Source organism: Pseudomonas sp. TMW22090 (assembly GCF_022496665.1).
Lineage (GTDB): Bacteria > Pseudomonadota > Gammaproteobacteria > Pseudomonadales > Pseudomonadaceae > Aquipseudomonas > Aquipseudomonas gregormendelii.
Genome location: NZ_SCFH01000002.1, coordinates 129,708 through 149,637 on the forward strand (window position 1 = coordinate 129,708; position 19,930 = coordinate 149,637).

The 19,930-nt window shown below is 60.3% G+C and carries 22 protein-coding genes; 6 read left to right on the forward strand and 16 right to left on the reverse strand.

What is annotated here, in order from left to right; translation table 11 throughout:
* Positions 1-30 precede the first annotated feature (30 nt).
* Together tam and EQV97_RS06650 are read right to left on the reverse strand one after the other, a co-directional pair.
* Positions 31-801, reverse strand: coding sequence for a trans-aconitate 2-methyltransferase (gene tam / locus EQV97_RS06645; RefSeq protein WP_240888716.1), 771 nt, complete (start codon positions 799-801; stop codon positions 31-33).
* A 75-nt stretch (positions 802-876) separates the two neighbouring features.
* Positions 877-1,023: a hypothetical protein gene (locus EQV97_RS06650; RefSeq protein WP_163019358.1), complete on the reverse strand. Its 147-nt coding sequence runs from the start codon at positions 1,021-1,023 to the stop codon at positions 877-879.
* 175 nt (positions 1,024-1,198) lie between these two features.
* Between EQV97_RS06650 and EQV97_RS06655 the strand changes: the two genes are divergently transcribed.
* Positions 1,199-1,609, forward strand: a complete 411-nt coding sequence (locus EQV97_RS06655) for a low affinity iron permease family protein (RefSeq protein ID WP_122837793.1) — start codon at positions 1,199-1,201, stop codon at positions 1,607-1,609.
* 48 nt (positions 1,610-1,657) lie between these two features.
* On the opposite strand, the gene EQV97_RS06660 is transcribed toward EQV97_RS06655, so the two are convergent.
* From EQV97_RS06660 to yiaY, 4 genes are all read right to left on the reverse strand, one after another.
* Positions 1,658-2,161: a DUF4142 domain-containing protein gene (locus EQV97_RS06660; protein WP_122837792.1), complete on the reverse strand. Its 504-nt coding sequence runs from the start codon at positions 2,159-2,161 to the stop codon at positions 1,658-1,660.
* Between the two features lie 167 nt (positions 2,162-2,328).
* Positions 2,329-3,678 (reverse strand): GGDEF domain-containing protein, encoded by a 1,350-nt coding sequence (locus EQV97_RS06665; RefSeq protein ID WP_240888717.1) that lies wholly within the window; start codon positions 3,676-3,678, stop codon positions 2,329-2,331.
* Between the two features lie 19 nt (positions 3,679-3,697).
* The gene (locus tag EQV97_RS06670; RefSeq protein WP_240888718.1) at positions 3,698-4,336 is read right to left on the reverse strand and encodes a LysE family translocator; all 639 of its coding nucleotides are present in this window, start codon (positions 4,334-4,336) and stop codon (positions 3,698-3,700) included.
* Positions 4,337-4,467: 131 nt separating this feature from the next.
* Positions 4,468-5,616 carry an L-threonine dehydrogenase gene (gene yiaY / locus EQV97_RS06675; protein ID WP_225570112.1) on the reverse strand — a complete coding sequence of 383 codons (1,149 nt, stop codon included), beginning with the start codon at positions 5,614-5,616 and terminating at the stop codon, positions 4,468-4,470.
* Positions 5,617-5,772: 156 nt separating this feature from the next.
* Between yiaY and EQV97_RS06680 the strand changes: the two genes are divergently transcribed.
* Complete coding sequence (locus EQV97_RS06680; RefSeq protein WP_122837788.1) at positions 5,773-6,792, forward strand: DUF4917 family protein; 1,020 nt, start codon at positions 5,773-5,775, stop codon at positions 6,790-6,792.
* A gap of 103 nt (positions 6,793-6,895) precedes the next feature.
* On the opposite strand, the gene EQV97_RS06685 is transcribed toward EQV97_RS06680, so the two are convergent.
* On the reverse strand, positions 6,896-7,441 hold the full coding sequence (locus EQV97_RS06685; RefSeq protein WP_240888719.1) for an XRE family transcriptional regulator: 546 nt from the start codon (positions 7,439-7,441) through the stop codon (positions 6,896-6,898).
* A gap of 108 nt (positions 7,442-7,549) precedes the next feature.
* Here EQV97_RS06685 and EQV97_RS06690 point away from each other — a divergent pair, with 108 nt between their 5' ends.
* Together EQV97_RS06690 and EQV97_RS06695 are read left to right on the forward strand one after the other, a co-directional pair.
* Entirely contained in the window at positions 7,550-8,332 is a 783-nt protein-coding gene (locus EQV97_RS06690) for an aldolase (RefSeq protein WP_240888720.1), read from the forward strand.
* Between the two features lie 29 nt (positions 8,333-8,361).
* Positions 8,362-9,249 (forward strand): dihydrodipicolinate synthase family protein, encoded by an 888-nt coding sequence (locus tag EQV97_RS06695; protein ID WP_240888721.1) that lies wholly within the window; start codon positions 8,362-8,364, stop codon positions 9,247-9,249.
* Between the two features lie 143 nt (positions 9,250-9,392).
* On the opposite strand, the gene EQV97_RS06700 is transcribed toward EQV97_RS06695, so the two are convergent.
* The 3 genes from EQV97_RS06700 to EQV97_RS06710 all read right to left on the reverse strand — a co-directional run bounded on the left by EQV97_RS06700 (position 9,393) and on the right by EQV97_RS06710 (position 10,737).
* Positions 9,393-9,737 (reverse strand): YegP family protein, encoded by a 345-nt coding sequence (locus EQV97_RS06700; RefSeq protein WP_240888722.1) that lies wholly within the window; start codon positions 9,735-9,737, stop codon positions 9,393-9,395.
* 98 nt (positions 9,738-9,835) lie between these two features.
* Positions 9,836-10,141 carry a ribbon-helix-helix domain-containing protein gene (locus EQV97_RS06705; RefSeq protein WP_045060258.1) on the reverse strand — a complete coding sequence of 102 codons (306 nt, stop codon included), beginning with the start codon at positions 10,139-10,141 and terminating at the stop codon, positions 9,836-9,838.
* 14 nt (positions 10,142-10,155) lie between these two features.
* On the reverse strand, positions 10,156-10,737 hold the full coding sequence (locus EQV97_RS06710) for a DJ-1/PfpI family protein (RefSeq protein ID WP_225570115.1): 582 nt from the start codon (positions 10,735-10,737) through the stop codon (positions 10,156-10,158).
* A 374-nt stretch (positions 10,738-11,111) separates the two neighbouring features.
* Between EQV97_RS06710 and EQV97_RS06715 the strand changes: the two genes are divergently transcribed.
* Positions 11,112-12,002 carry a DMT family transporter gene (locus EQV97_RS06715; RefSeq protein WP_240888723.1) on the forward strand — a complete coding sequence of 297 codons (891 nt, stop codon included), beginning with the start codon at positions 11,112-11,114 and terminating at the stop codon, positions 12,000-12,002.
* A gap of 97 nt (positions 12,003-12,099) precedes the next feature.
* On the opposite strand, the gene EQV97_RS06720 is transcribed toward EQV97_RS06715, so the two are convergent.
* From EQV97_RS06720 to EQV97_RS06735, 4 genes are all read right to left on the reverse strand, one after another.
* Positions 12,100-13,314, reverse strand: coding sequence for an SAM-dependent methyltransferase (locus tag EQV97_RS06720; RefSeq protein WP_240888724.1), 1,215 nt, complete (start codon positions 13,312-13,314; stop codon positions 12,100-12,102).
* Positions 13,315-13,411: 97 nt separating this feature from the next.
* On the reverse strand, positions 13,412-14,029 hold the full coding sequence (locus tag EQV97_RS06725) for a TPM domain-containing protein (protein WP_122837779.1): 618 nt from the start codon (positions 14,027-14,029) through the stop codon (positions 13,412-13,414).
* 28 nt (positions 14,030-14,057) lie between these two features.
* Entirely contained in the window at positions 14,058-14,807 is a 750-nt protein-coding gene (locus tag EQV97_RS06730; protein ID WP_122837778.1) for a TPM domain-containing protein, read from the reverse strand.
* Between the two features lie 31 nt (positions 14,808-14,838).
* Positions 14,839-15,447 carry a LemA family protein gene (locus tag EQV97_RS06735; RefSeq protein ID WP_045061101.1) on the reverse strand — a complete coding sequence of 203 codons (609 nt, stop codon included), beginning with the start codon at positions 15,445-15,447 and terminating at the stop codon, positions 14,839-14,841.
* A 237-nt stretch (positions 15,448-15,684) separates the two neighbouring features.
* Between EQV97_RS06735 and bglX the strand changes: the two genes are divergently transcribed.
* Entirely contained in the window at positions 15,685-17,976 is a 2,292-nt protein-coding gene (gene bglX, locus EQV97_RS06740) for a beta-glucosidase BglX (protein WP_122837777.1), read from the forward strand.
* Between the two features lie 123 nt (positions 17,977-18,099).
* On the opposite strand, the gene EQV97_RS06745 is transcribed toward bglX, so the two are convergent.
* Both EQV97_RS06745 and EQV97_RS06750 read right to left on the reverse strand, forming a co-directional pair.
* The gene (locus EQV97_RS06745; RefSeq protein ID WP_240888725.1) at positions 18,100-19,257 is read right to left on the reverse strand and encodes a phosphatidylserine/phosphatidylglycerophosphate/cardiolipin synthase family protein; all 1,158 of its coding nucleotides are present in this window, start codon (positions 19,255-19,257) and stop codon (positions 18,100-18,102) included.
* A gap of 5 nt (positions 19,258-19,262) precedes the next feature.
* Positions 19,263-19,853: a YceI family protein gene (locus EQV97_RS06750; protein ID WP_122837775.1), complete on the reverse strand. Its 591-nt coding sequence runs from the start codon at positions 19,851-19,853 to the stop codon at positions 19,263-19,265.
* Positions 19,854-19,930: the final 77 nt, after the last annotated feature.

Genomic DNA, 19,930 nt, shown 5'->3' on the forward strand with positions numbered 1-19,930 from the left:
AGTGGATTCAGGTCCGGAGAACCTGGCGCACTACCGGGTCGCGACAATAAACAACCGCGGAAACGGCAGCAGTACTGATCCATCTTCCAGCGCCGGATAAGCCTGCTCGACGCCCGCCAGATACTCCTGCAGAAAAGCTTCGCGTTCTTTCTCGTTCAGAGGCTCGAGGAAGGGTCGCAAACCACTGCCCTTGAACCACTCGACGACCCCCGAAGGCCCCGCAGTCAGGGGGTGATGATAAGTGGTCAGCCAGACGTCGACCCTTGAACAGTGCGGGCGCAGCACGGCGTAATAATCGCTGGCGCTGGCGACCTCGGTGCGTTGCGCGGCAGCCCCGGCCAGCTTTTTTGTCCACGGCCCCGTCGCAGCCACCTCTCGCATCAAGCGGTGAGATGGCTGGTTGAGCGTGTCGGGCATCTGCACCGCCAGGCTGCCACCCGGCGCCAGTTTGTCCACCAACGCGGGCAACAATGAGGCGTGATCGGGCAACCACTGCAACACTGCATTGGCGAAAATCACATCGAACGGACCGGTCTCGCTCCACTGATCGATGTCGGAAACATCGAACCGCACTTGGGGCAAGCGCTTGCGTGCGGCTTCGATCATGTCGCTGGAACTGTCCAGCCCGCGCAATGTGGCGTGGGGAAAGCGCTCCACCAGCAGCTCCGTGGAGTTGCCCGGACCGCAGCCGATATCGATGGCCGAATGCACATCCCCTGGCGGTAGCGCGGCCAACAGGTCGCGGGCGGGACGCGTGCGCTCATCTTCAAAAGCGACGTATTGTCTGGCAGACCAACTCATTGCGTTCTCCTGTAGGTGCGAAAGGGCCAGGCACAAGCTTCACGGCAAATTCGCACCCACAAAAATAGCACGAACCTATTTGTCCGCAGCCTCCTTGTCCTGCATCTGCACCGAAGACTTGGTGCCATCAGTGTTGTCCCGGGTTTCGTTATCGGAATTATCAAAGCAGCCTTGCAGGGCGAACAGGCAGCAGGAAAGGCAGAGGGTGCGCAGGATGTTCATGGGGGTGCTCCAACTCTAATGGGTTTAACTAGTGACTCTCCAGAGCGGGCAAAGGTTGCGACTGTCACGATCAACGTCGAGCGTGGCTTTTTTTGACTCGAGTAAAATGTAAGCAGAATTTTCCACGTGCCGGTGCTGTCACAAATTCAAGTGCACCCCAATAAGGAATCCGGCAATGAAATTCGCAAAAATCTCGCAGAAGCTCGCTCTGTGGGCCGGCAGCCCCAAGACGTTCATGGCGGCCTTGATCCTGATATTCCTCTGGGGCTTGAGCGGTCCGATATTTGGCTACAACGATACCTGGCAGCTGGTCATCAATACGTCCACCACGATTATCACCTTCCTCATGGTGTTCCTGATCCAGAACACGCAAAACCGTGACACCGACATTCTGCACCTGAAAATCGACGAGTTGCTGCGGGTCAACAAGGAAGCGCAAAACGCCATGTTGGGCCTCGAATTACTCGACCTGAAACAACTGGAAGCCTTGCGCAAACACTATCGGGCCATGGGCGAAAAAGACGTCCACGCCCTCCAAGGGCTGGCTGCGGCGAGCAAGCGCAAACAAGACCTGAACGAATGCTGAGCAAAAAAAACGGCGCCTGTGATGGGCGCCGTTTTGCGTTACTGGAAGTTATCGACTGGCTTGCAGGGCCCTGGCCATCTGTAAGTGATTCTGCAACTTGGGCAGAGTCTCTTCGGCAAACGCCTTGATTTCCGGTACCTGCGTGGACTGCGCCTGTTGCTGCAGTTGCTGGATGGCTTCTTCAGTAGTTTTCACCTGACTGGCCGCATAGGCCTGATCGAACGAAGCGCCGTCCTGCACCTCGGGCATCAGGGCCTTGGCTTTATCCACCACCACTTCCCGTGGCGCCACCGGCAAGTCCAGCTGCTTGGCTATCTTGGCCAGATGCTGGTTAGCGGTGGTGCGGTCGTTGATGACCACGATGGTGTAGTCCTTCACCTCCTTGGATTCGGTTTTCTGGTGCGCCAGGCGGCTGGCCTCGATGTCGGCCATGCCTTTGGCCGACGCATCGTTGATGAATTCGGCGGGTGACTGGGCGAAGGCATGGGTGGCAAACAACCCCAGTAACGTGGCAAAACTGATAGTGCGTAAACGGGTGGCCATCCGGCTCATGGTCGCGCCCTCCTCTTGAAGAATTCAAGCGCGAGCTTTCGCTCCCGCCTCTGGATGATGACTGCGGCAGACAGCAGCCCGCATCACATAGGAAGTTCAAGAGCTTGAAAGGTTTAGTAAAGCTGACGCCAGTGCGACGAACGGTGGCCAATACTGAGCGCTCAGGCTCAGACATCCAGGCGACGGCGATCTCTACGCTTGGCGCCGTACATCGCTTCGTCAGCATGGCGCAGCAGCTGCGACTCTTCGCTGCCATGCTCGGGGTAACGCGCGATGCCGATGCTGGTCTGGATGCTCATACCATGTCCGTCAAGGCGAAGGGGCTGAGCCAGCACCTGGCGTATATTAGCCGCCACCCGCTCGGCGTCTTGCCCGGCATCAATACGGTGCAGCAGCACGACGAACTCGTCTCCGCCCATGCGGGCCACTGTGTCCGAACCGGTTACGCAACTCTTGAGTCGATGGGCCACCGCCTGCAACAGCAGGTCACCAATGGCGTGACCATGGGTATCGTTGACTTCCTTGAAGCGATCCAGATCGACATACAGCAAGGCCATTCGGCCGTCATTGAAATGCGCCGCTGTCAGCGCGGTCTTCAGGCGCTCGCGTAACAGGGTGCGGTTGGGCAACTGGGTCAGGGCGTCATGCCGGGCCATGTGATGCAAACGCGCGTGCAGTTGCTTGCGTTCAATTGCTGTTGCGACCTGGGCGCAGACGAAATGCAGCAGTTCCTGGTCCTGTTCGGTGTAACGCAGGCCGTCCGGGCCGCTTTTGACCAGTACGGCGCCGATGGTGCCGTTCTGCGAGCTCAACGGCACACCCAGCCAGCACGGCGAATCCTGGCTCGACACCAGCGCTTCAAAGCCTGCCGCCGCAGTGTGTTGCCCGGGTGTCAGCAACAGCGGCTGGCCGCTGCGAATGACCTCAGTGCACAGACGCTCGGTCACCGCTCCCGGCAGATCAGGCGAACACCCTGCTTCATCGACGTGATAAGGAAATTGCAACGGTGCGCCATGCTCGTCGCACAGGGCCACGGTGAAATTCAGCGCCGGCAGCCATTCACCAATGATCGAGTGGATGCGCTTGAACAATGCCAGCAAATCTTCAGCCGCGTGGGCGGCCTCGGAAATCGCGTAAAGCGCGGCTTGTCGGGACTCGGCCTGCTTGCGCCCGGTAATGTCGCGGGCCACGGCGATGCGCAGCTGATCGACTTCAGACCAGCGCGCCGACCAGAGAAGGTGCACGACGCGGCCATCCTTGCGCACGTAGCGATTTTCGAAATTGAGTTTGGGCTCGCCGCCCATGATTTCCCGTGCGGCGTCCAGGGTGCGCTGCCGATCGGCCGGGTGTACCAGGTCGATCATCCGCTGGCCGATCAGCTCGTCGGCGGTATAGCCAAACACCTGTTCGCAGGCCGCGCTGATGAATACGAAGGTACCTTGCTTGTCGACGGCGCAAACCGCGTCCAGCAGCAGATCGATGTAACTCGCCAGGGGCGCGGAATTTCTGCTTGCCATGATGCTCCGGCGATTCGCCTCAAGTCCTGTCAGTCACCAGCCCGGGCAATGCATGCGCCAGGGCATTGATGGCGAAACCGATAAACATCACGCCACACAACCGGGTGATCAATAACTCATGGCGTTGGTACAAGGTCCGCACCTGACGGGCACCGACGATGCCAATGAGGATAGCGTAGGCTACCATGCCGCCGAGAAAACTCAGCACGATCAACCAGGGCAGCATCGACCAGTTGAGCAACTCTGCCCGGCTGGACAACAGCGCGGTGAATGTTGCCACCGCCACCGGATACGCCTTGGGATTGGTCAGCCCGAACATGATGCCGTGCCAGAACGGCTGCCGCGCCGCGCCCTGGGGCGCCTCGCCACTGCCACGCCTGGCCCGCACTGCGCGCCATCCGAGCCAGAACAGATACAGCCCGCTGAGCACGCCCAGCACGTCGAACGCGGTGCTGCCGATCTCCCGGGCACCCACTATGGCGATCAGTGCTGTACTGCACCAGACCACATCCCCGAGCAAATGCCCACACAAAAAACCTGCCCCGGCCCGCCGCCCTCGCGCTGCACCGATGCCAAACACCGCCAACACACCGGGCCCTGGTGTAATGCCGTAGATAAAACCCGAGGCGAGAACGGCCATGAGCAACGATGGGGTCATCGGTAAATCCTTTGAACGACGGGGTGACTGCACGCCAGTCTATCTCAGGTCTCGGGGCAGCCAATGTATTCTTCGTCGATACGCTCTCCTGTGGGGGCTCTGCGAGCCCCTGCACCCGGCCGAAAAACAACTTAAAACGCGCTGCGGAAAATCTCCTCGATCTGGCGCTGATCCGCTGGGCGCGGGTTGGTCAGGCCGCAGGCGTCTTTGAGGGCGTTGGTAGCCAGGATCGGGATGTCGCTGAGTTTGGCACCCAGGTCGCGCAGGCCGGCGGGGATCTCGACGTCACGCGCCAGGGTGCGGATCGCGGCGATGGCGGCCTGGGCGCCCTCCTCCGGACTGAAGCCGCGGATATCGGCGCCCATGGCGTGGGCCACGTCGGTCAGGCGGTCGGCGCAGACCAGCGCGTTGAAGCTCTGCACGTGAGGCAGCAGTACGGCATTGCAGACGCCATGGGGCAGGTCGTAGAAACCGCCCAACTGGTGGGCCATGGCGTGGACGAATCCCAAGGACGCATTGTTGAACGCCATGCCCGCGAGGAACTGCGCGTACGCCATGTTTTCCCGGGCCGCCAGGTCGCTGCCGTCGCGTACGGCCAGACGCAGGTTGTTGCTGATCAGGGTGACCGCTTTGAGCGCGCAGGCATCGGTGATCGGGTTGGCAGCGGTCGACACGTAGGCTTCGATGGCGTGGGTCAATGCGTCCATGCCGGTGGCTGCCGTGAGGCTCTTGGGCATCGCGACCATCAGCGCCGGGTCGTTGACCGACAGCAGCGGTGTAACGTTGCGGTCGACGATGGCCATTTTTACGTGACGGGATTCGTCGGTGATGATGCAGAAGCGGGTCATCTCGCTGGCGGTGCCGGCAGTGGTATTGATGGCGATCAGCGGCAGTTGCGGCTGGCTGGATTGATCAACGCCTTCATAGTCGCGGATCTGCCCGCCGTTGGTGGCGCACAGGGCGATGCCCTTGGCGCAGTCATGGGGCGAACCGCCGCCCAGCGACACCACGAAATCACACCGGCTTTCCTTGAGCAGGCCAAGGCCCAGTTCGACGTTGGCGATGCTCGGGTTCGGCTTGGCGCCGTCAAAGATCACCGACTCGATGTCCAGCTGCGCCAGCCTCCCGGCGATCATGCCGGCGACGCCGGCCTTGGCCAACCCGGTATCGGTGACGATCAGGGCCTTGCGAAACCCGTACTTGCCAATGGCAACCATGGCTTCGTCAAGGCAGCCGATGCCCATGATGTTCACGGCGGGGATAAAAAATGTGCTGCTCATGAGCCAATCTCCTGACAGGGGCCGAGCCGGTGATACCGACCCAGCGGGTACCCACAGGATCGACCCATCGGTGATGCGCTAACTTGATCTGGCTCAACGTCGGGTCGTGATAAAGTCACCGCCCATCAGACCTTTTGCTTCGAGACTCTCACCGCAATGACCGATTTCCAGGATGTTGATGCCCAACTTGAAGACTGGAATGCCTTGCGCGCCACCGCCACGCTTGATGGCCTGCTGGTGGGCAATGGCGCCAGTCGCGCCGTGTGGGATGATTTTGGCTATGACTCGCTGTTTGAAAACGCCCGCACGGTTGAAGAAAAACCCTTGAGCCAATCCGAGCTGAGCGTATTCGACGCGTTGCAGACCCGCAGTTTCGAACAGGTCCTCAGCGCGCTGAAAACCACCAGCCGGGTGAACAAGGCCCTGGCGGTGAGCTCCGCCGCCCCGCGCAATCGCTACTACGCAATCAAGGAAGCGCTGATCAACACCGTGCATGCGGTGCATATTCCCTGGCGCCTGATCGTGCCTGCCACACTGGCTGCCATCAGTCAGGAGCTGGGCCGATACCGGACGGTGTTCACCACCAACTATGATCTGCTCAACCACTGGGCGATCCAGCACCAGCCAGATGCGATCAGCGACCTGTTCCAGGGCACCGAGCCACGCTTTGACCTGAGTACCGCGGCCACGGACAAAACCCGCTTGCTGTACCTGCACGGCGGCCTGCACCTGGTACGCAACCAGGACGGCACGGCGCGCAAACTGATGACGACCGAGGGCACGTTGCTGGGCAGTTTTGCCATCAACAACACGATCAAGACCCTCGACGACGTGCCACTGTTCGTGAATGAGGGACAGTCCCAGGACAAGCTCAGGACCATCCGCAGCTCGGACTACCTGTCGTTCTGCTATGACCAGCTACTGGGGCATGGCGAGGGTTTGTGCATTTTCGGGCATGCGTTGGGCGAGCAGGACAACCACATCATCCAGGCGCTGCGCCAGGCGCAACCCCAGGTGGTGGCGATTTCGATTTATCCGCGCAGCAAGGCTTTTATCCAGCACCAGAAGCGGCATTACGCGAAGGTGTTCGAGGGGACGGGGTCAGCGTTGCGGTTCTTTGATGCCAAAACGCATGCGTTGGGCAGCCCCAAGCTCACCGTACCGGTGGAGGTTTAGCGCTGGGGCGGCCGACGCCATCGCGAGCAGGGCAAACTCCCACAAGGTGAGCGTATCCCCGTGTGGAAGCGAGCCTGCTGACGATGGCGTCAGCGCGGCTGACTCATTCTTCGTTGCTGTGCACCACCACCACCAGCAACTGCGCCTGAACCTCGCCAACCGAGCGAATCCGGTGCGGTTTCTGCGAGTTGAAGTGCAGCGCATCACCGCGATCCAGCAACACGCGCTCGTTCATGAAATCCACTTCTACCTGCCCTTCATGGACGAATAGAAATTCCTCCCCCGTATGTTCCTTGAACGCCTTGTCAACGAACTCGGGCGGTGGATAGATGATGAACGGCAGCAGGCTACGCTCACTGACCTGACGGGCCAGCACCGCATAACGCGGACTCTGGTCATTGGCGGCCAGGGATTGGCGCTCGTTGCTGCGTACCAGGCTGTAGCTGTCGAGGCTGACATTGTCTTCCGAGAACAGCTCCTCGACTTTCACGTTCAGCGCCTTGGCCAGTTTCAACGCGGCCGCGATCGAGGGCGTATTCAATCCGCGCTCGACTTTCGACAGATAACTCTTGGTCATGCCGGATTTTTCCGCCAGCGACTCCAGGGTCACCCCAAGTTTCTTTCTCAACAATTTCAATCGGATAGACATGCGCAGCGATTAATCCATCAAGGAGGCAACGATTTACCCTTGCCAATGACACAAGGTGTCATATAGCATCTTTCGTGTCATTTTAATGAACTGACCGAGGACACGCTCATGGCCAAGACATTAGCATTACCCAAAGAGCAACTGGTCAAGCAGGCGCTGACCCAGATGCAAAATACCCTGGCCGATAATACGTGGACCGACCGGCAAAAGCTGGCCATCACCTGCCGAATTCTGTTCGAGAACGGTCACGACTCAGGTCTTGCCGGGCAAATCACCTCGCGTGGCCCAACCCCAGGCACTTACTACACTCAACAGCTGGGCCTTGGCTTCGACGAAATCACCGCGAGCAACCTGTTGCTGGTCAACGAGGACCTTGAGGTGCTGGAAGGCCATGGCATGCCCAACCCGGCGAACCGTTTCCACAGCTGGGTGTACCGCGCGCGGCCTGACGTTAACTGCATCATCCACACACACCCGACCCACGTCGCGGCGCTGTCGATGCTGGAGGTGCCGCTGCAGATCTCGCACATGGACCTTTGCCCGCTCTACGACGACTGTGCATTTCTCGAGGGCTGGCCGGGCGTGCCGGTCGGTAACGAAGAAGGCGAACTGATTGCCGGAGCCCTGGGCGACAAACGCGCGATCCTGCTTTCCCACCATGGCCAGTTATCCACCGGAACGACCATCGAGGAGGCCTGCGTGATCGCCCAACTGATCGAGCGCGCGGCGAAGCTGCAATTGCTGGCGATGAGTGCCGGGACCATCAAACCGATCCTGCCGCATCTAGGCCGTGAAGCCCACGACTGGATCTCCAGGCCCAAACGCCACGCGGCAGCATTCAACTATTACGCCCGGCAGAACCTGCGCCAACACGCCGATTGCCTGAACTGAACCTGCTCAATTCGATACGGAGAAACAGCATGTCGACCCCAACCATTCACGGCATCATCGGCTACACCATCACACCTTTCGGCGCCAACGGCGAAGGCGTTGATCTCGACTCACTGGGGCGCTCCATCGACCGCCTGATTGACGCTGGCGTCCACGCGATAGCACCTCTGGGCAGCACCGGCGAAGGCGCCTACCTGAGTGATGCCGAATGGGATCAGGTCAGTGAGTTCAGCATCAAGCATGTTGCCAGGCGCGTGCCCACTGTGGTCAGCGTATCCGACCTGACCACCGCCAAAGCAGTGCGCCGTGCGCGGTTTGCCGAAGCCCAGGGTGCGGACGTGGTGATGGTATTGCCGGCGTCCTACTGGAAACTGAGCGAAGAGGAAATTCTCTCCCACTATCGCGCGATCGGCGAAAGCATTGGCGTACCGATCATGCTGTACAACAACCCGGCCACCAGTGGCACCGACATGTCGGTGGACCTGATCCTGCGAATCTTCAACTCCGTGGAAAACGTGACCATGGTCAAGGAGAGCACTGGCGACATCCAGCGCATGCACCGCCTGCAAATGCTCGGCGAGGGGCAGGTGCCGTTCTACAACGGATGCAATCCGCTGGCCCTCGAAGCTTTCGCGGCAGGTGCCAAAGGCTGGTGTACGGCAGCGCCGAACCTTATTGCGCAGCTTAATCTGGATTTGTACGAGGCTGTTCTGGCCAATGATCTGGACAAGGCGCGCAAGCTGTTCTACCGCCAGTTGCCGCTGCTGGACTTCATTCTCAAGGGTGGGTTGCCGGCGACTATCAAGGCAGGATTGCGTGCGACCGGGCTGGAAGTGGGTGATCCACGGTTGCCAGTGTTTGCGCTGGCTGAAGCGGGTGTCGGTCAGTTGACGGCGTTATTGAAAGAATTGAGCTGATCCGGACAGTCCACACCTACCCCGTGGGAGTGAGCCGGCTCGCGATGGGGCCTGACAGTCAACATCGATGTTGGATGTTATGGCCTCATCGCGAGCAGGCTCACTCCCACCGGGGGATGTGTATCGGGTTTGAGGGAGGGTGATCAGAGCACCGGCAAAGTCTTGTCCTTGATCACCGTGCTCGGGCCATTGGCCTTGACGCTGGCGATGCCTTTTTCCAGTGCCGAAGCGTTGGCGTAGGATTCGCTGCTGCCGATGACCTCGTGATTGCCGGCCTTTAGATTGAAGTAAGGATGGCCTTCTTTGGTGGTCTTCCTTTCGTAGCGTTCTTCCAGCGGGCTGTTGCTCTGCACTGCCGCAATGCCTTTGTCGGCAGCGACACGGGTGGTGTACAGCTCGCTGGTCAGAATGGTTTCGGCATTCGCGGCCTTCAGGACAAATCTGTACTGACCACTGCTGCTTTTGCTCACTTCGTACCATCCGGACATGCTGGTGCTCCTGGGCAATTGAGAGGTTTCGCGCTTCAGAGTAAAGACCAGCCGAGGTTTTTTGTCGCCTGTCCGCGATGGCGGCGACGCGGTTAACGCTACTTCACCGCCGCACGCACCACCGATAACTCCGGCGCCTGCCCCCGCCTCTGACTCAGATACCGCGTGCAACTCACCCGTAGAAACGAAGCAAAATTCACCACCTCGCCGCGGTAGTCCATCACCTCTTCATACAGCTTGGCGATCAACTGGTTGGTGGTCATGCCGTCGACTTCGGCGATTTCGCCCAGGATGTCCCAAAACTGGTTTTCCAGGCGCAGCGTGGTCACCACTCCGCAAATGCGTAGCGAGCGGGAGCGCGATTCGTAGAGGATCGGATCGGCTTTGACGTAGAGCTCGCACATCGCAATGTCCCTCGTTACAGCGTGATTTTGGTGCCCAGCAATCCGAGAAAACCCGCGAGCCAGCTCGGGTGCGCCGGCCAGGCGGGCGCAGTGGCCAGATTGCCTTGAACGTGGCCCTGCGTCACCGGGATATCGATGAACGTACCTCCGGCAAGACGCACCTCCGGAGCACAGGCCGGGTAGGCGCTACACTCGCGGCCTTCAAGCACCCCGGCGGCGGCCAGCAGTTGCGCACCGTGGCACACGGCAGCGATCGGCTTGCCGGCCTGGTCGAACGCTCTCACCAGATCCAGGACCTGTTCATTGAGGCGCAGGTATTCCGGAGCGCGGCCGCCGGGAATGACCAGCGCGTCGTAGTCCTGTGCCTTGACCTGGGCGAAGTCGAAGTTCAGGGCGAACAGGTGGCCGGGTTTTTCACTGTAGGTCTGGTCGCCTTCGAAGTCATGAATCGCCGTGCGCACGGTCTGGCCGGCGGTCTTGTCCGGGCACACCGCATGCACCGTGTGACCGACCATGAGTAATGCCTGGAACGGCACCATCACTTCGTAGTCTTCGACGTAATCGCCGACCAGCAGCAGAATTTTCTTGGCAGCCATGAGGGGCACTCCTTGGGGGTACAGAGGAGTATTGAAGGTAGTCTTTATCTGTGGGGGTGGGTAATAACCTGCTACTACGACCTGGCGTTGGGATGGGTTGGGTTGGTTCGGGGCGTAATGGGGGTTGCGGCTGCGGCTGCGGCTGCGGTTGTATGCGGACGGCGTAGGGGCTGGCGTAGCCTGCGATCTTTTGGCGGTGTTGGGGGGACTCAAGATCAAGATCGAGATCAAGAGATCGCAGCCTTCGGCAGCTCCTACGTTCGGGGATTACCCGAACTGTACACCCAACTCTGTGCCTATCTGTAACCGTCCAGGCGCGGTGGATTGTGGCTAGATGAAGCGACGCTCCATCATCCCTGATCCTGGTCCCCATCATGTCCTCGCGCGAAAATACCGGCATGGCCCTCGGCCTGCTAGGCGTAGTGATCTTCAGCCTCACCCTGCCCTTCACACGGATCGTCGTGCAGGAAATCCATCCTTTGCTCAACGGCCTGGGGCGAGCCCTGTTTGCGGCAGTACCGGCGGCGCTGCTTCTGCTGTGGCAGCGAGAGAAATGGCCCACCTGGAAACAGATCAAAGGCCTGACACTGGTGATCGCCGGGGTGATTCTGGGCTTTCCGGTGCTTTCTGCCTGGGCGATGCAAACGTTGCCGGCATCCCACGGGGCGCTGGTAAACGGGCTGCAACCCTTGTGCGTGGCGCTATACGCCGCCTGGTTGTCCCACGAGCGGCCGTCAAAAGCCTTCTGGGCCTGCGCCGCGCTGGGCAGCGCGCTGGTGCTCGGTTATGCATTGATCAGCGGCGCGGGTAGCATCCAGGCCGGTGACTTGCTGATGTTGGGTGCGATTGCCGTGGGCGGCCTGGGGTATGCCGAGGGCGGCCGGCTGGCCAAGGAAATGGGCGGCTGGCAAGTGATCTGCTGGGCGCTGGTGCTGTCGACGCCGCTGTTGATCGGACCAGTGCTTTACCTGGCGCTGCAACATCAGGGCGAGATCTCCGCCAGGACCTGGTGGGCGTTCGGCTACGTTTCACTGTTTTCGCAGTTCATCGGTTTTTTCGCCTGGTACGCCGGGCTGGCCATGGGCGGGATCGCCCGGGTCAGTCAGATCCAGTTGCTGCAGATCTTTTTCACCATTGCCTTTTCTGCGTTGTTCTTCGGCGAACACGTTGAGCCGATCACCTGGTTGTTTGCTGGCGGGGTGATTGTGACGGTCATGCTGGGACGCAAGACTGCGGTCAAACCTGCCCGCATCGCGACCTCATGAGGCCTCGTCGCCCGGAGCAGGCGCAACGCTTGCTCACGATATCGAGATCGCCATCGCCATCGCGAGCAAGCTTTGCTCCTACAGGCATGGTCACCCGTCAGAGGTAACCATCAGCCCGCAGCAAGGTTTCCAGGCAGTGCTCGCTGATACGGTAGAAGTCCTTCAGCTCCTGGATCTTTACCAGCAACTGCGCCGGGTCCACGGGCTCGGCGCGCTTGACTGCCAGGATCATCTTGTTTTTGTTGGTGTGGTCCAGCGAGATGAACTCGAACACCTTGGTTTCATAACCGCAGGCTTCCAGGAACAGCGCACGCAGGCTGTCGGTGACCATTTCCGCCTGCTGCCCCAAATGCAGCCCGTATTGCAACATCGGCTTGAGTAAAGCCGGGCTCTGGATCTGCAGGCGGATCTGTTTGTGGCAGCACGGCGAACACATGATGATCGAGGCGCCCGACCGAATGCCGGTATGGATCGCGTAGTCAGTGGCAATGTCACACGCATGCAAGGCGATCATCACATCCAGTTCGCTCGGCGCCACGCTACGCACGTCACCGCATTTGAACACCAGCCCAGGATGCTCGAGCTTGGCAGCAGCGGCATTGCACAGGGTCACCATGTCTTCGCGCAGCTCGACTCCAGTCACTTCGCCCTCGGCGTGCAGCGTGTTGCGCAGGTAATCGTGAATCGCGAACGTCAGGTAGCCCTTGCCTGAGCCAAAATCGGCGACCCGAACCGGCTTGTCCAGCGCAAGAGGCGAGGTGGTGAGGGCGTGGCTGAAGACCTCGATGAACTTGTTGATCTGCTTCCATTTACGCGACATCGCCGGGATGAGTTCGTGTTTCCCGTTGGTCACACCGAGGTCGGCAAGGAACGGCCGGCTGAGGTCCAGAAAACGATTCTTCTCGCGGTTGTGCTCGGCGGACGGCACTTCGCGCAGTTGCTGGGGTTTACTCTTGAACAGCGAACTCTTGCCCTTTTTACTGTATTCGAGCTGGGCTTCGTCAGTCACCGACAGCAAGTGGGCATTCTTGAACGAGGCCGGCAGCAACGCGCCAATGCTGGCCACGCCCTCGCCCAGCGCCAGGTTCCTGGTGATATCGCGGGTCTTGTAACGGTAGACAAAAGACAGGCACGGCTGATCCTTCACCGTCAGCTGCTTGATGATCACGCGCTGCAAATCCGGCTCGTCACCGACGTACTTGGCCAGTACCAACTTGATAAACGCATGCTGCTCCAGGCTTGAACGCAGCAAGTCGATGAACTGCGCGTGGTGATCCGGCGCGAGGCTGGCGGGGGTGGTGACAATGGACATGACAGAAACAGCCTCAGGCGGAGCAAACAGGGAATGCCGCTATTTTAAGGGGGATGGGCGCTTTGGGCACGGGGTTATTTGCCACAGGCCCTGAAACCTAACCCAATACCACCAGACGGTTGGGCAACTCGTTCCTGGCATGGGTAACCGGCACATGCACCTTCAGCAACTCGCCACAGGCCTCGACGCAGGTCACGAACCCCTGCAAGGTCTGACCCTGTTTCACCTGGTGGGTAAAGGTCGAGACAATCGCGTCCCAGGTCTTGTTATCCAGGCGACTGGAGATCCCTTCATCCACCAGGATTTCCACATAACGCTCGGCTTCGCAGACAAAAATCAGCATCCCGGTGCTGCCCACCGTGTGGTGCAGGTTCTGCTCCAGGAACTGTCGGCGCGCCAGGTTCGATGCACGCCAATGCCGCACCGACCGAGGGATGAGGTGGGTGGTGATGCGCGGGATGCGGAACAGCAGGCACAACACGATAAAGCTCGCCCATTGCACCAGCAGCAGGCTGTGCAGGGTCAGCCAGCCGGTCAGGTAATGCATGACACCCGGCACCACCAGGGCCAGCAGGCTGGCCCACAGCAGTGGAATGTAGGCATAGTCGTCCGCACGAGCGGCGAGCACGGTGACCAGTTCGGCGTCGGTCTCGCGCTCCACCCGCGCGATCGCTTCGGCGACCTTGCGCTGTTCGTGTTCATTCAGTAATGCCATATCAGAAACGCTCGCTCACTTATTGTCATCACCAGCCGCCCGACGAACCACCGCCCCCGAAACTGCCCCCACCACCACTGAAGCCACCGCCACCGCCGCCACCGAATCCACCACCGCCAAAACCGCCCGAACCGCCCCGCCCACCGCCACCACTGGGCAGGATGCCGAGCATCTGGCAGACGAATACAGTGAGGATGAACAGCATGACGAGGAACACCAATACCCCGGGATGCCGTGACAGGAAATCGCTGTCCTGATCCCCGCGGGGTTCGTAGACCGTGGAAGGTTCGTCCAGCGGATTGCCGCCCAGCACGACCAGCATGGCCGCAACGCCGTCGCTGATGCCCTTGCTGAAGTTACCGGTCTTGAACGATGGAGTGATCACCTGATTGATGATCACCGAACTCTGCGCATCGGTCAGGCGATCTTCCAGCCCGTAACCGACCTCGATACGCAACCGTCGATCATCCCGGGCCACAATCAGCAGTGCGCCGTTGTTCTTGTCCTTCTGGCCAATGCCCCAGTACCGACCCAGTTGATAGCCGAAGTCGGCAATGTCTGTGCCCTGCAAATCCGCCACTGTGACCACCACCAACTGTTCACCGGTGGCTTTTTCGTGAGCCTGGAGTTGCTGGGCCAGTTGCTCGCGAACCGCGGGCTCGATCATCTGGGCGTTATCAACCACCCGCCCGGTCAGCTGGGGAAACTTCAACTCGGCCTGGGCCGCCAGGGCAAACACCCAAAGCAGCAGCACCAGGCCAACTTTCAACACGCGCATTGGCAACCTCATCCGTGGTAATGCAGCCCGATCAGAACTTCACTTGAGGTGCTTTATCGGCATCGGGGCTGGTCGCCTCGAAGGTTTCACGCACAGGCAGATCGCTGTACATCACACTGTGCCAGAGGCGCCCAGGGAAAGTACGGATCTCGGTATTGTATTTTTGCACTGCCAGGATGAAATCCCGTCGTGCGACCGCGATACGGTTCTCGGTACCTTCGAGTTGCGACTGCAGCGCCAGGAAGTTCTGGTTGGCCTTGAGGTCCGGATAACGCTCGGACACCACCATCAGTCGACTCAGGGCTCCGGTCAGCTGATCCTGGGCCTGCTGGAACTGCTTGAGCTTTTCCGGGTTGTCGAGGGTGCTGGCATCTACCTGGATCGAAGTCGCCTTGGCCCGGGCTTCAATGACCGCAGTCAGGGTTTCTTCTTCATGTTTGGCGTAGCCCTTGACCGTTTCCACCAGGTTGGGGATCAGGTCGGCACGGCGTTGGTACTGGTTCTGCACCTGACCCCAGGCGGCCTTGGCCTGTTCGTCCAGGGTTGGAATATTGTTGATGCCACAGCCGGCCAACAGCGTGGTCAGCAACATCAGGGCGGCCACCTGCAGGCTCGACCGATAGTGGTGTCGTACATTCATCTGGTTGACGCTCCCTTGCACATTCCGTTGAAAAAACAACCTGCGAACTTTGAACGCGGCTCTTGGGGCATAATCGGCGCCGCCACTGGATTGCATCCTGCCGATGGGCTAAAAGATGCTCCAGGATTAAAACAGTTCAGAAGTTTGCTGCATTTACCTGAACAACAATAGTCGCTCCCTCAATTTTGGCTGACCGGCGCGAAGTCATCGCCGCTTAGGCTTTCGAGAAGACAATTCATGAAGAAGCTGTGTTTGCTGGGCCTGTTCGTCAGCCTGGCCAGTCATAACGTACTGGCCGCCGCGACGCCCGCACCTCTGGAAAACAAGGATGCCTTCGTCAGTAACCTGATGAAGCAGATGACCCTCGATGAAAAAATCGGCCAACTGCGCCTGATCAGCATCGGCCCGGAAATGCCGCGCGAGATGATCCGCAAGGAAATTGCCGCCGGCAACATCGGCGGCACGTTCAACTCGATCACCCGCCCGGAAAACCGTCCGATGCAAGACGCAGCGATGCGTAGCCGGTTGAAGATCCCGATGTTCTTCGCCTATGACGTGATCCACGGCCACCGGACGATTTTCCCGATTCCGCTGGCCCTGGCGTCGAGCTGGGACATGGACGCCATCGGCCTGTCCGGGCGCATTGCTGCCAAAGAGGCCGCCGCCGACAGTCTCGACATCACCTTCGCACCGATGGTCGACATCTCTCGCGACCCGCGCTGGGGCCGCACTTCCGAAGGCTTCGGCGAGGACACCTACCTGGTGTCGCGCATCGCCGGGGTGATGGTCAAGGCGTTCCAGGGTGCCGGCGCGAATGCGGCCGACAGCATCATGGCCAGCGTCAAGCACTTTGCCTTGTATGGCGCGGTAGAGGGCGGTCGCGACTACAACGTGGTCGACATGAGCCCGGTCAAGATGTACCAGGACTATCTGCCGCCGTACCGCGCCGCGATTGATGCTGGCGCCGGCGGAGTCATGGTGGCACTGAACTCGATCAACGGCGTACCGGCGACCGCCGACACTTGGCTGATGAATGACCTGTTGCGCAAGGACTGGGGCTTCAAGGGCCTGGCTGTCAGCGACCACGGGGCGATTTTCGAGCTGATCAAGCACGGCGTTGCTCGCGATGGCCGTGAAGCGGCGAAGCTGGCGATCAAGGCCGGCATCCACATGAGCATGAACGACACCCTTTATGGCAAGGAACTGCCAGGGTTGCTGAAGGCTGGGGAGATCGAGCAGAGCGACATCGACAATGCCGTGCGGGCTGTGCTCGGCGCCAAGTACGACATGGGGCTGTTCAAGGACCCGTACCTGCGCATCGGCAAGGCCGAGGATGACCCGGCCGACACCTACGCCGAAAGCCGCCTGCACCGTGCCGAGGCCCGTGACGTAGCACGTCGCAGCCTGGTGCTGCTGAAGAACCAGGGCGAGACCCTGCCGTTGAAGAAAACCGCGAAGATCGCCCTGGTCGGTCCGTTGGCCAAGGCGCCAATCGATATGATGGGCAGTTGGGCCGCTGCCGGCAGACCCGCGCAATCAGTGACCCTGTTCGACGGCATGAACGCGGCCATGGCCGACAAGGCAACGTTGATCTACGCCCGCGGCGCCAACATCACCAGCGACAGGAAGGTCCTGGATTACCTTAACTTCCTGAACTTTGACGCACCGGAAGTGGTGGATGATCCGCGCTCGGCCCAAGTGCTGATCGACGAAGCCGTGAAAGCGGCCAAGGACGCCGATGTGGTAGTGGCAGCGGTGGGCGAATCCCGTGGCATGTCCCACGAGTCCTCGAGCCGCACCGACCTGAACATCCCCGCCAGCCAGCGCGAACTGATCAAGGCCCTCAAGGCCACCGGCAAGCCATTGGTCCTGGTGTTGATGAACGGGCGTCCACTGTCGATCCTTGAAGAAAAGGACCAGGCAGATGCCATTCTGGAAACCTGGTTCAGCGGCACCGAAGGGGGCAATGCCATCGCTGACGTGCTCTTCGGCGACTACAACCCCTCGGGCAAACTGCCCCTGACCTTCCCGCGTTCGGTAGGCCAGATTCCGACCTACTACAACCACCTGAGCATTGGCCGGCCGTTCACGCCGGGCAAGCCGGGCAACTACACCTCGCAGTACTTCGATGACACAACCGGCCCGCTGTTTCCATTCGGTTTTGGCCTGAGCTACACCGATTTCAGCCTGAGCGACATGGCGTTGTCATCGACCACGCTGAACAAGACCGGCAAGCTTGATGCCAGCGTCATGCTGAAGAACACTGGCAAGCGTGATGGCGAGACCGTGGTGCAGTTGTACATCCAGGACGTCACCGGTTCGATGATCCGGCCAGTGAAGGAGCTGAAGAACTTCCAGAAAATCATGCTCAAGGCCGGCGAACAGAAAGTCGTGCACTTCACCATCACCGAGGATGACCTGAAGTTCTTCAACACCCGGCTCAAGTACGCGGCAGAGCCTGGCAAGTTCAACGTGCAGATCGGCCTGGACTCGCAGGACGTGACTCAGCAGAGTTTTGAGTTGCTGTAACCCCTCGGACACTGCGAAACACTGTGGGAGCGGGCTTGCCCGCGATGAGGCCATAACATCCAACATCTACGTTGACTGTCAGGCCGTCATCGCGGGCAAGCCCGCTCTCACAATAATTTACGACTACCCGCGCCGATCCAGCAAATTCACCACCAGCCGATCCACCCATCCCCACACCCGCTGCTTCACCCGCCGCCACAGCGGCCTGCGCCGCCAGGCCTCCAGGCTGACTTCCTGGCTCTGGGCAAAATCCTTCTCGAAACTGGCCACCACCGCTCGGGTCAACCCCGGGTCCAGGGCTTCAAGGTTGGCTTCCAGGTTGAAACGCAAATTCCAGTGATCGAAATTGCACGAGCCGATGCTGACCCAGTCATCGACCAGGACCATTTTCAAGTGCAGGAAACAGGGCTGGTACTCGAAGATCTTCACGCCAGACTTCAGCAACCGGGGGTAATAACGATGCCCGGCGTAGCGGACCGACGGGTGATCGGTGCGCGGCCCAGTGAGCAGCAGCCGCACATCGATCCCCCGCGACGCAGCGCGGCGCAGCGAGCGACGGACCTTCCAGGTCGGCAGGAAATAGGGCGTGGCGAGCCAGATGCGTTTCTGCCCGCTGTTCAGCGCACGGATCAGCGACTGCAGGATATCGCGGTGCTGGCGCGCATCAGCGTACGCCACCCGCCCCATGCCCTCGCCCGTGGAAGGCACCTTGGGCAGGCGCGGCAAACCGAAATGCGCCGCAGGCCTCCAGGCGCGGCGATGGCGGTTGGCGATCCATTGGCGGTCAAACAGCAACTGCCAGTCGATCACCAGAGGACCGGAAATTTCCACCATGACCTCGTGCCACTCGCTGACGTCCTCCCCCGGGTTCCAGAACTCATCGGTGACGCCAGTGCCGCCGACCACCGCCAGGCTCTGATCGACCAACAGCAGTTTGCGGTGGTCACGATAGAAGTTGCCCACCCAGCGCCGCCAGCTCAAGCGATTGTAGAAGCGCAACTCCACGCCAGCGGCTATCAGGCGCTGACGCAGGGCCTGGGTAAATGCGAGGCTGCCATAGTCATCGAACAGGCAGTGCACACGCACTCCGCGCTCGGCGGCCTGGGTCAACGCCTGCACCATGGCTTCGGCGCAGGCGCCCGCCTCCACCAGATACAGCTCCAGTTCGACCTGTTCCTCGGCGCGTGCGATCGCCACCAGCATTCGCGGGAAGAACTGCGGACCATCGATCAACAGCTCAAAGCTGTTGCCTTCACGCCAGGGGAAGATCGCACCGGCCATGGCAGTCAGCGCGCCGTGAAGATCAGTACCGCACCCACCGGTACCGACAGGCTGATCGCCGATAGGCCGGCGACCTTGCGCAAGCTTTCCAGCCCCGGCGCCAGGTCGAAGTCCGCCGCGTTGATCACCAGCGGCTCCAGCGTCACTACCTGAAATCGCCGGTCATCAAGACGAGTCGCCAACAGCTCGGCGTTGTATTCGTGGGTCTTGCCATGCAGGTTAACGGTCACCGGCAGGCGCAACTCGAGCTGGGCACCGGAGGCGAGATCATTGATCGGGCCCAGGTCAATTTGCGTAGTGATCAGGGCTTCGGGGAAGGTCTTGGTGTCGAACAGCTCCTTGCGCATGCGTTCGTCGCGCAATGGAATACCACTGTTCACCGAGTCCAGCTCGACTTCGACCTCCGCCAGGCCTTTGGGGCTGACCTTGCCGTGCAGCACGAGGAAGCGTTGCACTTCGGAAATGTTGGCGTTCTTGGTGCTGATAAAAGACAGCCGCGACGACTCGCCATCGAGGTACCAGTTGGCCTGCGCCGACGCAGTAGCGCCGGCCAGCAACAGAAAGGCGAGAGTTTTGCAAAGGGACCGCTTGAACATAAAGACTCGTGGGGCAGATAAACCTGAGCGAACCTTAACCGCCCCTGAGCGCATTGCAAACTGTGGCGTCGAAACAT

Coding starts and splice junctions, on each gene's coding strand:
- tam (WP_240888716.1), bottom strand. CDS start 801: ATGAGTTGGTCTGCCAGACAATACGTCGCTTTTGAAGATGAGCGCACG.
- EQV97_RS06650 (WP_163019358.1), bottom strand. CDS start 1,023: ATGAACATCCTGCGCACCCTCTGCCTTTCCTGCTGCCTGTTCGCCCTG.
- EQV97_RS06655 (WP_122837793.1), top strand. CDS start 1,199: ATGAAATTCGCAAAAATCTCGCAGAAGCTCGCTCTGTGGGCCGGCAGC.
- EQV97_RS06660 (WP_122837792.1), bottom strand. CDS start 2,161: ATGAGCCGGATGGCCACCCGTTTACGCACTATCAGTTTTGCCACGTTA.
- EQV97_RS06665 (WP_240888717.1), bottom strand. CDS start 3,678: ATGGCAAGCAGAAATTCCGCGCCCCTGGCGAGTTACATCGATCTGCTG.
- EQV97_RS06670 (WP_240888718.1), bottom strand. CDS start 4,336: ATGACCCCATCGTTGCTCATGGCCGTTCTCGCCTCGGGTTTTATCTAC.
- yiaY (WP_225570112.1), bottom strand. CDS start 5,616: ATGAGCAGCACATTTTTTATCCCCGCCGTGAACATCATGGGCATCGGC.
- EQV97_RS06680 (WP_122837788.1), top strand. CDS start 5,773: ATGACCGATTTCCAGGATGTTGATGCCCAACTTGAAGACTGGAATGCC.
- EQV97_RS06685 (WP_240888719.1), bottom strand. CDS start 7,441: ATGTCTATCCGATTGAAATTGTTGAGAAAGAAACTTGGGGTGACCCTG.
- EQV97_RS06690 (WP_240888720.1), top strand. CDS start 7,550: ATGGCCAAGACATTAGCATTACCCAAAGAGCAACTGGTCAAGCAGGCG.
- EQV97_RS06695 (WP_240888721.1), top strand. CDS start 8,362: ATGTCGACCCCAACCATTCACGGCATCATCGGCTACACCATCACACCT.
- EQV97_RS06700 (WP_240888722.1), bottom strand. CDS start 9,737: ATGTCCGGATGGTACGAAGTGAGCAAAAGCAGCAGTGGTCAGTACAGA.
- EQV97_RS06705 (WP_045060258.1), bottom strand. CDS start 10,141: ATGTGCGAGCTCTACGTCAAAGCCGATCCGATCCTCTACGAATCGCGC.
- EQV97_RS06710 (WP_225570115.1), bottom strand. CDS start 10,737: ATGGCTGCCAAGAAAATTCTGCTGCTGGTCGGCGATTACGTCGAAGAC.
- EQV97_RS06715 (WP_240888723.1), top strand. CDS start 11,112: ATGTCCTCGCGCGAAAATACCGGCATGGCCCTCGGCCTGCTAGGCGTA.
- EQV97_RS06720 (WP_240888724.1), bottom strand. CDS start 13,314: ATGTCCATTGTCACCACCCCCGCCAGCCTCGCGCCGGATCACCACGCG.
- EQV97_RS06725 (WP_122837779.1), bottom strand. CDS start 14,029: ATGGCATTACTGAATGAACACGAACAGCGCAAGGTCGCCGAAGCGATC.
- EQV97_RS06730 (WP_122837778.1), bottom strand. CDS start 14,807: ATGCGCGTGTTGAAAGTTGGCCTGGTGCTGCTGCTTTGGGTGTTTGCC.
- EQV97_RS06735 (WP_045061101.1), bottom strand. CDS start 15,447: ATGAATGTACGACACCACTATCGGTCGAGCCTGCAGGTGGCCGCCCTG.
- bglX (WP_122837777.1), top strand. CDS start 15,685: ATGAAGAAGCTGTGTTTGCTGGGCCTGTTCGTCAGCCTGGCCAGTCAT.
- EQV97_RS06745 (WP_240888725.1), bottom strand. CDS start 19,257: ATGGCCGGTGCGATCTTCCCCTGGCGTGAAGGCAACAGCTTTGAGCTG.
- EQV97_RS06750 (WP_122837775.1), bottom strand. CDS start 19,853: ATGTTCAAGCGGTCCCTTTGCAAAACTCTCGCCTTTCTGTTGCTGGCC.